Source organism: Anaerolineales bacterium (assembly GCA_030583885.1).
GTDB lineage: Bacteria > Chloroflexota > Anaerolineae > Anaerolineales > Villigracilaceae > Villigracilis.
Genome location: CP129480.1, coordinates 3301577 through 3314913, shown reverse-complemented (window position 1 = coordinate 3314913; position 13337 = coordinate 3301577). Strand labels below are relative to the sequence as shown.

15 protein-coding genes are annotated in these 13337 nt (G+C 55.3%); 10 read left to right on the top strand and 5 right to left on the bottom strand.

Annotated features, from left to right (window positions below):
- Positions 1 to 91: 91 nt before the first annotated feature.
- Positions 92 to 1132 (bottom strand): alcohol dehydrogenase catalytic domain-containing protein, encoded by a 1041-nt coding sequence (locus tag QY332_16595; protein ID WKZ35233.1) that lies wholly within the window; start codon positions 1130 to 1132, stop codon positions 92 to 94.
- Between the two features lie 93 nt (positions 1133 to 1225).
- Here QY332_16595 and QY332_16590 point away from each other — a divergent pair, with 93 nt between their 5' ends.
- Together QY332_16590 and QY332_16585 are read left to right on the top strand one after the other, a co-directional pair.
- Positions 1226 to 1879 (top strand): orotidine 5'-phosphate decarboxylase / HUMPS family protein, encoded by a 654-nt coding sequence (locus tag QY332_16590; protein WKZ35232.1) that lies wholly within the window; start codon positions 1226 to 1228, stop codon positions 1877 to 1879.
- Positions 1860 to 2549: a ribulose-phosphate 3-epimerase gene (locus tag QY332_16585; GenBank protein WKZ35231.1), complete on the top strand. Its 690-nt coding sequence runs from the start codon at positions 1860 to 1862 to the stop codon at positions 2547 to 2549. The genes QY332_16590 and QY332_16585 overlap by 20 nt, the downstream gene beginning before the upstream one ends.
- Here the strand turns inward: QY332_16585 and QY332_16580 are convergent.
- From QY332_16580 to QY332_16565, 4 genes are all read right to left on the bottom strand, one after another.
- Entirely contained in the window at positions 2515 to 3336 is an 822-nt protein-coding gene (locus QY332_16580; protein WKZ35230.1) for a DUF4097 family beta strand repeat-containing protein, read from the bottom strand. The two genes, QY332_16585 and QY332_16580, sit on opposite strands and share 35 nt — an antisense overlap.
- A 157-nt stretch (positions 3337 to 3493) precedes the next feature.
- Positions 3494 to 4300: an AAA family ATPase gene (locus QY332_16575; GenBank protein ID WKZ35229.1), complete on the bottom strand. Its 807-nt coding sequence runs from the start codon at positions 4298 to 4300 to the stop codon at positions 3494 to 3496.
- Positions 4297 to 5088 carry an AAA family ATPase gene (locus QY332_16570; GenBank protein ID WKZ35228.1) on the bottom strand — a complete coding sequence of 264 codons (792 nt, stop codon included), beginning with the start codon at positions 5086 to 5088 and terminating at the stop codon, positions 4297 to 4299. Before QY332_16570 ends, QY332_16575 begins: the two co-directional genes overlap by 4 nt.
- A 75-nt stretch (positions 5089 to 5163) precedes the next feature.
- Positions 5164 to 5817: a DUF3786 domain-containing protein gene (locus QY332_16565; protein WKZ35227.1), complete on the bottom strand. Its 654-nt coding sequence runs from the start codon at positions 5815 to 5817 to the stop codon at positions 5164 to 5166.
- A 194-nt stretch (positions 5818 to 6011) separates the two neighbouring features.
- Between QY332_16565 and QY332_16560 the strand changes: the two genes are divergently transcribed.
- The 8 genes from QY332_16560 to QY332_16525 are packed head-to-tail and all read left to right on the top strand — an operon-like array spanning position 6012 to position 13331.
- Complete coding sequence (locus QY332_16560; protein ID WKZ35226.1) at positions 6012 to 6413, top strand: heavy-metal-associated domain-containing protein; 402 nt, start codon at positions 6012 to 6014, stop codon at positions 6411 to 6413.
- Positions 6406 to 8424 carry an anaerobic carbon-monoxide dehydrogenase catalytic subunit gene (gene cooS / locus QY332_16555; GenBank protein WKZ35225.1) on the top strand — a complete coding sequence of 673 codons (2019 nt, stop codon included), beginning with the start codon at positions 6406 to 6408 and terminating at the stop codon, positions 8422 to 8424. Before QY332_16560 ends, cooS begins: the two co-directional genes overlap by 8 nt.
- A 9-nt stretch (positions 8425 to 8433) precedes the next feature.
- Positions 8434 to 10716, top strand: a complete 2283-nt coding sequence (gene acsB / locus QY332_16550; GenBank protein WKZ35224.1) for an acetyl-CoA decarbonylase/synthase complex subunit alpha/beta — start codon at positions 8434 to 8436, stop codon at positions 10714 to 10716.
- Positions 10717 to 10743: 27 nt separating this feature from the next.
- Entirely contained in the window at positions 10744 to 10920 is a 177-nt protein-coding gene (locus QY332_16545) for a hypothetical protein (protein WKZ35223.1), read from the top strand.
- 17 nt (positions 10921 to 10937) lie between these two features.
- Entirely contained in the window at positions 10938 to 11414 is a 477-nt protein-coding gene (bfr, locus tag QY332_16540) for a bacterioferritin (GenBank protein WKZ35222.1), read from the top strand.
- Between the two features lie 56 nt (positions 11415 to 11470).
- Entirely contained in the window at positions 11471 to 11968 is a 498-nt protein-coding gene (locus tag QY332_16535; protein WKZ35221.1) for a CBS domain-containing protein, read from the top strand.
- On the top strand, positions 11969 to 12349 hold the full coding sequence (locus QY332_16530; protein ID WKZ35220.1) for a nitroreductase family deazaflavin-dependent oxidoreductase: 381 nt from the start codon (positions 11969 to 11971) through the stop codon (positions 12347 to 12349). It abuts the gene before it with no gap.
- Positions 12350 to 12383: 34 nt separating this feature from the next.
- Complete coding sequence (locus QY332_16525) at positions 12384 to 13331, top strand: acetyl-CoA decarbonylase/synthase complex subunit delta (GenBank protein ID WKZ35219.1); 948 nt, start codon at positions 12384 to 12386, stop codon at positions 13329 to 13331.
- Positions 13332 to 13337 lie beyond the last annotated feature (6 nt).

Here is a 13337-nt window from a genome sequence, read left to right as displayed (position 1 = left end):
GGTGAATTGAATTTCACATGAGTGAATTATAGGCCATGTGGAGACCACTTGTCAACAGGTTTTGGAAAGTTGTGACAAACGTCATGCAAGGCTACAAGAGCGGGTTGATGACCATTTTGACCACCCGCCCGGCGATCATCTTTTTCAAAGCCAGCTCCACCTGCTCAAGAGGGAGCTCTCCATTTAACATTGGCTCAACCTTTACTTCACCCGATTCAATAAGATGGAAGGCCTCCCGCGCGTCCGCGGCTGTCCCTCCGTGCATGTTGAGCAGTGCGATCTCTCCATAATGGACGCGTGCCGGGTCGATCTCCACGTTCGTGCCTGCGGGTAATCCGCCGAACCATAGGACCCGCCCTCCCCGTCGAACGACATCGATGGAGGCTTCCCAGGTCTGTTTTGTGCCCGCGCATTCAATGACGAGGTCTGCACCGTATCCATCGGTCAGCTCATGTACGGCAGTGACCGGATCGGCATCTTTGGCATGCACCAGATGGGTTGCGCCGAGTTGTCCGGCCACATCCAGTCTCGTTGCGCTGTGGCCAATGGCGATTATCCGGCCTGCCCCAGAGCGCAAGACCAGCTGTGTGAACAGGAGACTGATCGGTCCGCCCGCGCCGATGATTGCGACGGTTTCCCCCGGCTGGATCGCTGCCTTATGCCAGCCATGCACCACTGTGACGAGTGGCTCAAGAAACGCGGCATGCGCATAAGGGATCTGGTTGGGAATCTCAAATGTCGTCCGGCGCACGATGGAGGCCGGAATGATCATGTATTCCGCGAAAGCCCCAAAATTGTAAACAAGGTTTTCGCAAATATTGCCCTGCCCGCGGTTGCAGTAAAAACATTCCCCGCACTCGGCAAACACATTGGCTGTGACCCGCATCCCTTCGCGGAAGCGCTCCACACCCGCGCCGGCTTGTACGACATCCCCCCCAAATTCATGGCCGAAAATGAAGGGCGGCGGAAATTTGGGATGTCCACGGCGGTAGGTTTTTACATCCGTGCCGCAGGTGGTCGCCGCTCGAACCTTCACCAGAAGCTCGCCCGCTTTCGGCTCGGGAATTGGCATGTTGCGCAATTCAATTGTTTCCGGACCCAGGTAAACCACCGCGCGCATGGTTCTGTTCATCCTGCCTCCACAACTGGTTGACAAAATCCATCCCGGCCATATATAATTCACAATTGTGATATTATACTCACAATTGTGAGTTGGAGCAACCATATGGTCAAACTGCAGCTGGCAATGGATACCCTTGATGGTGATGAGGCTTTGAAGCTTGCGGCATCCGTTGCGCCATTTGTGGATATTCTTGAAGCAGGTACACCGCTTATCAAATCCGCGGGGATAGGCATCGTCAAACAATTGAAATCAGCACACCCGCATACGATCGTTCTTGCCGACTTGAAATCAAGCGATGTCGGTGCCTACGAAGCCAACATGGCATTCATGGCAGGCGCAGACATCGTCACCACCCAGGGCATCACCACGCTGGCAACCATTTGCGAAGTCCAGCGTGAAGCGGACAGGTGGAAGCGCCGCGCCGAAGTGGATATGACAGGCGTCAAGGATCCGGTTGCGCGGGCCAAGGAAGTCAAGGCTGTGGGCGTCAGCCTTGTGCTGTACCATCGCAGTATTGATGAGGAACGTACCCAGGGTGCCTTGTGGGATGAGAAGGCTGTGAACACCGTTCACGAAATGTGTGACCTGGGTCTGGATGTCGCCATTGCAGGCGGCATGAACTATGACCTTCTCCCGCTCCTGCGCGGCGTGCCCATTTATGGGATTGTGATTGGCCGCGGGATCACCGCGCAATCACAGCCTGCACAAGCCGCACAAAACATCGCGCAGCGTGTTCGTGAGATCTGGACTGCCTGATTTGGTCCATATCAGTGCCTCGCTGCTGGCTGCCGATTTCGCCTGCCTGGGTGAGGAAGTGCGGCGGGCTGAGCAGGCAGGCGTGGATTCCTTCCACTTCGACATGATGGATGGGCATTATGTTCCAAACCTCGCATTTGCCCCCGCTCATTTGGAAGCTCTGCGCCCATATGCGCAGCTGCCATTTCACACGCATCTTGAACTTGATAACCCGGACCATGTCCTGTCCAAATTCAACCCGGTCCAGGCGGATGTGATCATCGTCCAATGGAACACACTTCCAGACCCGCCTCGAACCTTTGCCAGGATCCGTTCCCAAAATATAAAAGTTGGATTGGGATTGAATCTTGACGACCCGCTGGATGAGGTGCAGCGCTTCTTGCGGGACATTGATCTGCTCCTGCTTCTGGGAGTGCATCCAGGCTTCGGCGGTCAGGCCATGCGGCCAGGCATGCAGGAAAAAATCGATGCTGCGCGGCGGCTGACAGATCGATTGGATCCGCGCATTCCCATCGCGGTGGATGGCGGGGTCAAACCTGAGAATGCCGCCGGCCTTGTGGAAGCAGGTGCAGACTGCCTCATTATGGGGACAGCCTTATTTCACTCGCCGGATATGGCCGCGACAATCGGATCGATCAGGGCGTCAATTTCACAGTCACCGCGCCGCTGACTGTTCGGATCGAGAGTGCACCGCCAGCGGATTGAAAATCCCCATCACAGGTGCGGGTGGTTGTTGTAAGACCCGCTACCATGCAAATCACATCCCCGCTCGTGGAACGCACCTGAATGCCCAGGGCTGAGTTTTGATTTAAATTGACGGAAACAGACCCATGGTCCGTTTCGAGGCGGATGGTGTCCCCCTGCTGGATTAGACCGCCAAACACGATGTTCCCCATGATCGTTGAGACGCCGGTTTCTCCATGGACGTTCTTTAAATTCAGCAGACCATAATTCCCAACCACGCTGATGGTTCCAATGCTCTCCAGAACGGTTATGTTCCCTCGATTGGAGCGCAGGGTTATCCTTCCAATTGTATGTTCGACCGTTAAATTCCCGGCGGTGGAGGCCACCTCCAGGTCTCCCCGGTAGTTCGAGACAAACACGGAGGCGCTGTTTGTCTCAACCTTCACCTGCGTTCCCTGCGGAACACGCACCTCCACGCGAAGATGTGCATTTGAAAGACGGAATCTTTGTGCATTTACCTTTATCGAAATTTGATCTTCTGTTGCACTGACCTGGTACTCCAATTCATCAGGGTGCAATACCTGTCCGCCAACCTGCACCTGTTGCTCCTGCGTGCCTACAATAACCACTTCGCCATGATCGACTTGAACATGGATGGATTGCGGGTTGAGCACATCCATGACGCGGGATTCCAACAGGGTATATTGTTGCGGCATGCAGGCTGGAATAAAACAAACCAGCAGAAGAAGGGTCAATCTACATGCTCGGTTCATTGGCGTTGTCCTGTGATGGTACCAATTTCGGCTTCGAAACGGGATGGAAGCGGCTGATGATTTGTTATATTCGATTTATGCTGCAGCGGTTTGCTGCAGCATGTTCTGAGCGGATGTGTGCCCTGGGTTGAAATTCCCTGAACCTTTTGAAGTCCCATCAGGCGGCGGATGGTACCTGTTTGAGGATTTTCCGCATCATCTTTTCAACGGATTGATAGACGGGCGACTCATCCCCCAATTCCACCAGCGGTTTGCCCGAGAATTCGAATTCAGAGAGTGCCTCATCTGCAGGGATCGTGCCGAGCAAGGGCACATCCATTTTGGCGGTGAAGGCGTTGAGCGCATCGGGCATCCCGCCGCGCAGGCGGTTGATGATGAGATACGCGTTCCCGATGTTGATGTCGAGTTCTTTGCGCATGTCGGCAATGCGCTGCGCCGCAACCAATCCGCGCTGGGTCGGGTCGCTGACGATGAACAGATGCTGGACATCTCGCGTGGTGCGGCGCGAGAGATGTTCCATGCCCGCTTCGTTATCGATCACGACGTAGGCGTAATGTCTGCTCATGCCGTCGATCACTTCCCGCAGGTTATGATTGACAGCGCAATAACATCCCGCCCCTTCGCCTCTGCCCATTGCGATCAGGTCAAAGCGGGAGCCTTCGGATAACGAAGAGCGGATCTGATAATCAAGATAATCGCGTTTGCTGACGCCGCCGGGCATGGTACCCATTGCCGCGCCGCCTGTGGTCAGTGACGATTTGACCTGTTCCAGCATGTCCTCGCGGATCTCGCCGACCGTCCATTCAAGATCGAGTCCCAGCACCATGTTCAGGTTGGAGGAGGGGTCGGCGTCAATGGCGAGAATGCTGCCGGTTTGATTCTGGGCAAGATATTTGACCATCATGCCTGCAACGGTGGTTTTGCCCACACCGCCCTTGCCTGCGAGTGCGATGGTGGTCGTCATTTCAGCACCTCGTCGCTTGTGAGTTCATTGATCATTTTTACAATTTGGCCCGCCGCAATCTTCAGGCTTTCCACATAATCATACACGGGGATGCCCAATCTATCCGCCTCCTGCACTTTCAAGTCAGCCGGCAAACAACCGAGCAGGGGCAAGTCAGGGGTTTCAGTTTCAAGGAATTTGGCTTCATCTTCATTTCGAACTTTGTTTCCCACCAAATACAAACGTTGTAAACCAATATCATTTGCGAGTTTTTTGATTTGCGCGGCAGTACCGAGACTGCGGCGCGTTGGCTCGACGACGACCAGCATGGCATCCACGAAATCAACGGTGGCGCGACCGAGATGTTCGACACCTGCGTACATATCGAGCAGGAGAATGTCATCCTGGCGGAAGAGCAGATGGGTGAAGAGCGTCTTCAACATCGCTGACTCAGGACAAATACAGCCCGAACCGCCCAAATCCACACTCCCCATTTCGAGCAGGCGCACACCACGCTGTAAAATACTGAAGCGTTCGGGGATGTCGTCCACGCGCGGGTTGAGGGTGAAGAATCCGCCCACCGTGCCCGGCTTTGCGCCCGTGCGTTCCTCGATGAGCGCGTCCATTTCGGCGATGGGCTTGAGTTCTTCGCGAAGTTCGGCGGGGAACCCCAGCGCACCTGCCAGACAGGGCGATGGGTCGGCATCCACTGCCAGCACCTGACGTCCCGCGTCCGCGTAGGATTGGGCGAGTAATGCTGTGAGCGTGGTCTTGCCCACGCCGCCTTTACCTGTGATTGCAAGTTTCATGCAACACTCCTGTTACAACATTCTACATTCCACCCACCCGCAGGAATAGTGACAGAATTCCTCTTTTTAGCCGTATTAAGAACGGATCAATTTGCGTGTCAACATGCTTCCCAGAATAGCGCAGGCATCGATCGGCAGGTAATGGCTGGCAGACTCATCGAACAGGATCTTGCACGACGACGGGAAATCCTCATCACCAAGCCAGTAGGTCGCCATCAACGGCACGCGCGGCAGGGCCTGGAATATAAAGGACCCTGAGCCGATTTCAACCGCGTTCCCGCCAGCCTGCGCACAAGCCGATTTGAATGCTTCCAGATCCAGGCCGAATTTTTTCGCGATCTCGTCACCGCTGTATCCCTGAAACGCAGCGTTATACATGCGCCCGCCAGGCAGGTCGGCGAACGAAACCCATCTCCCGGTCAACGGCGCACCGTCGGCGGTGACCAGATAATACAACAACAATGCCTGCTGAAAATCGGGTAGCGGTTCGCCGTGGCTTTTGCAGCCCGTCAACTCGGGGAAGGGCAGGTTGAAAACATCACCCCAAACAGGGATATGCAACTCGACGCGCTCAGGACCAACCGTCGGATGGGAAATGCCGCTTCGCGCGGCGACCAAACCCGGGTCCTGGTCCCGAAGCGTTTCCCTCAGCCGGGTCAGGCGATCGCTCAATTGCGAGGGCATTGATTCAGGCAGGCGGGGTCTCCAGCCCTTTCCAAAACCGGACATTCTCCCATTGTACTGCCTGGGTGGAGCAGGTATTCAAATCCAGTCCATGATAGGTACATTTATCCAATTTTATGATGACAATCTGCACAACTTTGGAGAATATCAAGATGCTAAAATGAAGACTGGGAAAAGTCTACACTTTTATAGGTTCTCGTTCAACGTCCTCACCCATTTTCATAATAGGAGGTGTCTTGATGGAGACCAAAACGTTCGAAACGCCCGCGCTTTATGCAGATCATCATGTGACCGAAGTGCGGCGCATTTTACTGGAATTGGAGGGGGTCGTTGACGTGTATGCCAGCAGTGCATTTCAGACCATTGAAGTAACCTACGATAAAGCCAAGATCAATGACCTGCAAATCGCCGTCAAACTGGATGAAGCGGGGTATCTCGGCGAATGGACAATACCGATTGAGATGGGGGAAGCGGCTCAACAAGGCGATGGCAGCAAACCATTCTTCCGTCATACTGCCACATACGAGACCATCAAACATACGGTCAGTTTTGGGCAGAAGGTGAGCTATCAGGGACGACCGCTTTGGCATTGTCCAGGAATTGGGGTGGTGAAGATGGACGAGGAGGAGAATCATGGCTAAGAAACGTGAGATCAAAGAATATTCGACCGACCCTGCCGCCCGGCAGATGCTGATCCGCGCGGAGGAGTTGGGTATCGGGACGGCTTTCACCCGCGCCGATAATATGGTCCCATGCAATATTGGTGGCGCAGGGATGTGCTGTAAACAATGCGGCATGGGTCCGTGCCGATTGACAAAGAGCGGCGACGTGGGGGTGTGCGGCGCGACATTGGACACCATCCAGGCGCGCAACCTGACGCGCGCGATTGCGGCGGGTGGCGCGGCGCACTCCGATCACGGGCGTGACATGGCGTTCCTGCTTAAGGCAACCGCCAACGGTGAAGCGGAGGGCTATTCCATCCGCGATGTCGCCAAGTTGCGGATGGTCGCTTCGTATTACGACATCAAGATCGAAGGGCGCTCGCCTGAAGAGATTGCCAACGATCTGGCGGATTTGTACATCGCGCAATTCGGGCAGCAGCGCGGGGAGGTTGTCCCTGCGCTGCGCGCGCCAAAGAAGCGACAACAGATCTGGCGAGAACAGGATGTCTGGCCGCGCGGCGTGGATCGCGAGGTGGTGGAGGCGTTGCACCGCACCCACATCGGCGATGACCAGGACCCTGAGCATATTTTGAATCACGCCATCCGCACGGCATTGGCGGACGGCTGGGCTGGCTCGATGATCGCCACCGACATCTCGGACATCCTATTCGGCACGCCTGCGCCGATTTTGGGGCAAGCGAATCTTGGCGTGATCAAAGAAGATATGGTCAACGTGGTCGTGCATGGACACGAACCGTCCATGAGCGAGATGCTGGTTGCAGCGTCGCAGGATCCCGAGATCATTGCGTACGCCAAGGCGGCTGGCGCGCATGGGGTGAACCTTTCTGGGATTTGTTGTACAGCCAATGAAATCCTCATGCGGCAGGGCATCCCAGCGGCAGGCAACTTCTTGCATCAGGAACTGGCCATTCTGACAGGCGCAGTCGAAGCGATGGTCGTGGATGTGCAGTGCATCATGCAGGCGCTGGTCGGCCTGGCGCAGAACTTCCATACCGCCATCATCACGACTTCGCCAAAAGTGAAAATCAAGGGAGCAACTCACATCGAGTTCGATGAACATAGGGCAATGACCATCGCCAAGCAGATCCTGAAAGTGGCGATTGATAACTTCAAGAACCGCGAATCTGCCAAGGTGCGCATCCCGCAGGTCAAAGAGGACGTCGTGCCTGGCTTCTCGCATGAGTACATCAACTACATGCTCGGCGGTTCATATCGCGCGTCGTTCCGTCCGCTGAATGACGCGATCATGACGGGACGCATCCGCGGTGTGGCGGCGATTGTGGGGTGCAACAATCCGCGTTCATCTCAGGATTACCTCCACAATCTGGTCGTAAAGGAATTGCTCAAGCAGGATGTGCTCGTCGTGCAGACGGGTTGCGGCGCGATTGCCGCGGGGAAGTTGGGGCTGATGTTGGGCGAAGCAGGCCTCACCGAGGTTGGAAGCGGCTTGCGGGAAGTCTGCGAAACGATCGGCATCCCGCCCGTCCTCCACATGGGCTCGTGCGTGGACAATACGCGCATCCTGACCGTGCTGACGCAAATGGTCGAAGAGGGCGGTTTGGGCGATGATATTGACCAGATCCCAGCCGTGGGTCTTGCGCCCGAATGGATGAGCGAAAAGGCGCTGGCGATCGCCACCTATTGTGTGGCGTCGGGCGCGTATGTCATCTTCGGCGGCGCGTCGCCCGTCAGCGGCATGCCAGACCGGGTGTCCGACAGCGATATTGTGTTGAAGTACATCAGCGAGGGCTGGGAGAAACTGTACGGCGGCAAACTGGAGTTCATCCCCGACCCGCAAAAGATGATCGAAGCCACGCTCGCGCACATTGATAAGAAACGTGCCGCGCTAGGTCTGCCCGAATACGATCCGAACAAATTCGGTCGCAGCGGCGATGCAAAGATGAACGAGTTGGAGGCTTTGCCGTTGGAGAAAAAACGCGAAGCCATTTACGGCATGGCGGCGGATTAGGAGGCTGATATGTCAAAATACATTGCTACTCGTGCGATGCGCGGCGCGAACGGGCTGGTCACAGAAGCCGAGTTGATGCTCAACAGGGCAGTCCATGAGAAAGGCGCAGGTACGCCCGTTTCATTCCCCAACACGGCATATTACCTTCCGACCATCCTCGGCATGACGGGAATGACCATTGAAAAACTTGGCGATCTCAAGCCTGTCATGAACTATGCACGCGATTTGCTCCACCCGATCCCTGCATTCTCAAAATGGACTCCCTATCTCGGCGAGACTTTGGACTCAGGAATGGCAACGCTTCTTGCCGCCGAGACGATTGAAGCGGTGCGCTTCGCGTATGGGCTTCAACCTGAGCCGATGCCTGGATTCAAACTCGCGGGCGGCACGTCCTTTACCAGCCCAGAAAATGGCGGCGAGAATCTGGATGGACACTTGAACGGTCCGATTGACGACATCCAACTCCGCTCGTGGGGCATTCAACTGGTGGATGGGCGCATGCCGGGCTTTGCCGCGATCGTCGGTTGTGCAAAGTCGAATGAAGTCGCGGTCAAGATCGTACGTGAGTTACAACGCCGCAACATCCTGACGTTCCTTTGCGGCAACGTGAATGGACGCAGTATCATTCATCAACTGCAAGAAGAAGGCGTGGAACTTGGCTACAATACGTTTACCGTTCCCTTTGGTACGGACACCATCAGCGCCATCTACGCGCTGGGATTTGCCACCCGCTCCGCCCTGACCTTTGGCGGACTCAAGCCAGGTCAATCGCGCGAGATCCTGCTCTACAACAAGGAGCGCGTCTTCGCCTTCGTGCTTGCGCTCGGCGAAGTGGACGATCTGAAATACGCCGCCGCGGCAGGCGCGATCAACTTCGGATTCCCCGTCATTGCAGATACGGTCATCCCCGAGATTTTGCCGACAGGCGTCACCACCTACGAGCATGTCGTTTCCATGCCGTTCAACCAGATCGAAGGCAGGGACGATCTCGAGCGCGCCGAACAACTCGTTCAAAAGTGCATCGAGGTGCGCGGCGTGAAAGTCAAAGTCTCGAACGTGGATGTGCCTGTTCCCTACGGCTCCGCCTTTGAAGGGGAAGTCGTCCGCAAGGCAGATCTGCGCGTCGAATTCGGCGGCAAGCACTCGCGCGCCTTTGAATACCTGCACATGGCGAAACTGGATGAAGTCACCGACGGCAAGATCGAAGTCATCGGTCCCGATTTCTCGCAAGTTCCTGCGCAAGGCTCCACGGACCTGGGCATCCTCATCAAGGTCGCCGGGCGGCAGATGCAGCAGGATTTCGAACCTGTGCTCGAGCGACAGGTTCACTACTTCGTCAACGGCGCAAGCGGGATCCAGCATGTCGGTCAACGCGACATTGCCTGGATCCGCATCTCGAATGCCGCGGCAGATAAAGGGTTCAGTCTTGAATCGTTCGGCAAGATCCTGCATGCAAGATTCCACGAAGACTTCGGCGCCATCGTGGATAAGGTACAAGTGACCATCGTCACCGACCCAACGCTCCATGCCGAATGGCTGGAGAAGGCGCGCGCTGCATACGACTTCCGCAACAAGCGCCTTGCCGACCTGACCGACAACAAAGTGGAGGAGTTCTACTCCTGCACGTTATGCCAATCCTTCGCGCCGAACCATGTCTGTGTGGTCTCACCTGAAAGACTGGGTCTGTGCGGCGCGTACAACTGGCTGGACTGCAAAGCATCGTTCAGCATCAATCCGACGGGACCGAACCAGCCGATCAAACTGGGCAAACTGGTTGACGAAAATAAAGGCTATTGGGAAGGCACGAACGATTACGCCAAGATTGGTTCGCATGGTGTGGTGCAGGAGGTCTCGATGTATTCCATCATGGAGAACCCGATGACGGCGTGCGGTTGTTTCGAGTGCATCGTGATGCTCATCCCCGAAGCCAACGGCGTTATGGTGGTCTCGCGCGAAGATACCTCCATGACCCCCGCAGGCATGACCTTCTCCACGCTGGCGGGCATCGCGGGCGGCGGAATGCAAACTCCGGGTGTGATGGGCGTCGGTAAGTTCTATCTCATCAGCCCCAAGTTCATCTCCGCGGACGGCGGGTTCAAACGGGTGATATGGATGTCCTCTGTATTGAAAGATACCATGTCCGATGAGTTCAAAGCCGTCTGCGAACGCGAGGGCGACCCTGATCTGCTGGACAAGATCGCAGACGAGAGAAATGTCACTTCGGTGGATGAGCTATTGGCGTGGCTGGAGGCGCACAACCATCCCGCCATGGCAATGGAGCCGATGTTTTAGGCAAAAAACAAATAAAAGGAGATACCAATGGATACAAATAGTTTTGCTTCCCTCGGGATGGTCTTTTACCTTTTCGGGATTTTTTGTGCCTATTGGGCGCAAAACACAGGCCGCAATGCCTGGCTGTGGTTCTTCTTGGGATGGTTCTTTGCTCCAGTTACAGGCATAGTGCTGTTGTACATGAATAGTCAGACAAAATCTTAAGTCAAAAAGGAGCAAATATGAAAGGCGACGAAAAACTTCTAAAAAACCTCAACGACCTTCTGGCGGACGAATTGACCGCCATCAGCCAGTTAATGGTGCATTCCGAAATGTGTGATAACTGGGGATACGAAAAACTTCACAAAAAGATCGAGAAACAGGCAATTGACGAAATGCATCATGCCGAGTGGTTGATCCAGCGCATCCTGTTTTTGGAGGGGACGCCCATGGTCTCCAAGCTAAATGAAATGAAGATCGGCAAGAATGTGCTGGAAATGCTCACCAACGACGAGAACGCTGAACTGGATGCGATCAAAGCCTACAACGCAACGGTCGCGCTGGCTGGCGAAGTGGACGATCAATCCACGGGCGACCTGCTTCTGACCATCCTCAAGATGGAGGAGGGGCATCACGACTGGGCAAAGAAACAGCGTACCCAGATGGAGCAGATGGGGCTGGAGAACTACCTGAGCAATCAGGCGGGTGAGGGCGAGTAAATAGAACGTTAAACAATGGGACATTCCAGTGGGGATGTCCCATTGTATTTTCAACCATGAGTGAGCAAAAACTCGTCCGTGACCTGATGACCGTCGGCGTGCCGACCTGCAAGTGGGACTCTCCCATCATGGACATCGCGCGCTTCCTGCTGGAGAAGAATGTGGAGGCGATGTGCGTGCTGGATGCGGAGGGTCACGGCGTCGGCGTGGTTGGAAGCGATGAACTGGTCTGGGCGTATGCACGGGAAGGCTACGAAACCCTGACCGCCGAGGACATCATGAGCGAAGGTGTCCCCGAACTGCCACCAGATATTTCTCTGCCTGTGGCGGCACAGATGATGAAAGACAGGGACATCCGTGTCGCGTACATGTTGCACAACGCAGCGGGAATTATTTATCCAGCGGCTTATATTTCTTATCAGCATATTTTGCGTCACATGGCCGCGAGGGATGAATCGGAATTGAAGGATTTGGGGATTGCGGCGGCAAGAAAATCGCCGATCGAGATTTTCATTGAAAAGCGGGATGAAGCCCGACGAAAAGCAGGCTTGTAGATGACAAGGAAACACGAAGCTGTCCGCAAGTTCAATCGCGCGGTTTACAACCGCATCGTCCGGTTGTTTGCGGGAAAATTCGTTTACGCACTGGTTCGGCACACTGGCAGAAAATCGGGCAGGGAATATTCCACGCCTGTAGTAGCCGAGGCGAAGAATGATTTTATTTTTATTCCCCTTCCCTACGGAGCAGATACAGACTGGTACTTGAACATCCAAGCCGCAGGCAAATGCAGCGTGAAAATCAAAAGCAAAATCTATTCCGCTGGCTGCCCCGTAGTGGTGGACGCAGACTCCGCTCTGCCCGCTTTTTCGAATTTCCATCAAAAGGCATTCAAGAGATTTAAGATCGAAGAATATCTGCGCTTGAAAGTGAATTGAACCATCTCAAAATCGGAAGAGAAAAGGAGTAACCATGCCAATCGAAATCCCAAAAGATAAATGGCCTGGAAACATCAGGGCGATCACCATCGGCGCAACCAGCGCGGACGGCGGCACGCGCGCGAAAGCCGTTACGGTCGGCGGCGGGACGACGATGCCGTATCTGCAATTCGAAGCACCGACACCGAACAAGCCTGTCATTGCCATCGAGATCAAATCGCGCAAACCCGAAGACTGGTCGCCGCTGCTGGCGGAGTTCTGGGGCGAAGCGCTGGCGGATCCCGCTCAATGGGCGAAAAAGGCTGAAGAGACAGGAGCAGACCTCATCGTCCTGGCATTGACCGTCGAAGATGGTCCCGATGACGCGGTGAAAGCCGTCAAATCCGTCCTGGGCGCGACGGGACTCCCGCTTATCGTCTGGGGTCCAGGACAGGCAGAAAAAGACAACGAACTGCTCGTGCCTGTCTCCGAGGCGACGAAGGGCGAGCGGCTTGTACTCGGCATTTGCGAAGACAAGAACTATCGCACGATCGTCGCGACTGCCATGGCGAACGGACATCTTGTGCAGGCGCGCGCGCCGATGGATGTAAATCTGTCAAAGCAGTTGAATATTCTCATCAGCGATATGGGCATGCCGAAGGATCGCATCATCATGGACCCGACCACAGGCGCACTCGGTTATGGAATTGAGTATGGCTACTCGGTGATGGAGCGCCTGCGACTCGCCGCACTACAAGGCGATGCGATGACGCAGTTCCCGATGCTCGTCACGCCAGGCTTCGAAGCGTGGAAGACGAAGGAGGCAAAGGTCGGTGAAGGTGTGCCCGAAGCGTGGGGCGATTGGAAGGCCCGCGCGATCCATTGGGAAACGCTGACCGCCATGTCATTGGTTGAGTCGGGCGCGGATATCGTTGTGCTTCGCCACCCTGAATCGGTGAAGCGTGTCAAAGAAGCCATCGAAGAATTAATGGTTGCGGCATAGGAGGTC

Coding starts and splice junctions, on each gene's coding strand:
- QY332_16595 (WKZ35233.1), bottom strand. CDS start 1,132: ATGAACAGAACCATGCGCGCGGTGGTTTACCTGGGTCCGGAAACAATT.
- QY332_16590 (WKZ35232.1), top strand. CDS start 1,226: ATGGTCAAACTGCAGCTGGCAATGGATACCCTTGATGGTGATGAGGCT.
- QY332_16580 (WKZ35230.1), bottom strand. CDS start 3,336: ATGAACCGAGCATGTAGATTGACCCTTCTTCTGCTGGTTTGTTTTATT.
- QY332_16575 (WKZ35229.1), bottom strand. CDS start 4,300: ATGACGACCACCATCGCACTCGCAGGCAAGGGCGGTGTGGGCAAAACC.
- QY332_16570 (WKZ35228.1), bottom strand. CDS start 5,088: ATGAAACTTGCAATCACAGGTAAAGGCGGCGTGGGCAAGACCACGCTC.
- QY332_16565 (WKZ35227.1), bottom strand. CDS start 5,817: ATGTCCGGTTTTGGAAAGGGCTGGAGACCCCGCCTGCCTGAATCAATG.
- QY332_16560 (WKZ35226.1), top strand. CDS start 6,012: ATGGAGACCAAAACGTTCGAAACGCCCGCGCTTTATGCAGATCATCAT.
- cooS (WKZ35225.1), top strand. CDS start 6,406: ATGGCTAAGAAACGTGAGATCAAAGAATATTCGACCGACCCTGCCGCC.
- acsB (WKZ35224.1), top strand. CDS start 8,434: ATGTCAAAATACATTGCTACTCGTGCGATGCGCGGCGCGAACGGGCTG.
- QY332_16545 (WKZ35223.1), top strand. CDS start 10,744: ATGGATACAAATAGTTTTGCTTCCCTCGGGATGGTCTTTTACCTTTTC.
- bfr (WKZ35222.1), top strand. CDS start 10,938: ATGAAAGGCGACGAAAAACTTCTAAAAAACCTCAACGACCTTCTGGCG.
- QY332_16535 (WKZ35221.1), top strand. CDS start 11,471: ATGAGTGAGCAAAAACTCGTCCGTGACCTGATGACCGTCGGCGTGCCG.
- QY332_16530 (WKZ35220.1), top strand. CDS start 11,969: ATGACAAGGAAACACGAAGCTGTCCGCAAGTTCAATCGCGCGGTTTAC.
- QY332_16525 (WKZ35219.1), top strand. CDS start 12,384: ATGCCAATCGAAATCCCAAAAGATAAATGGCCTGGAAACATCAGGGCG.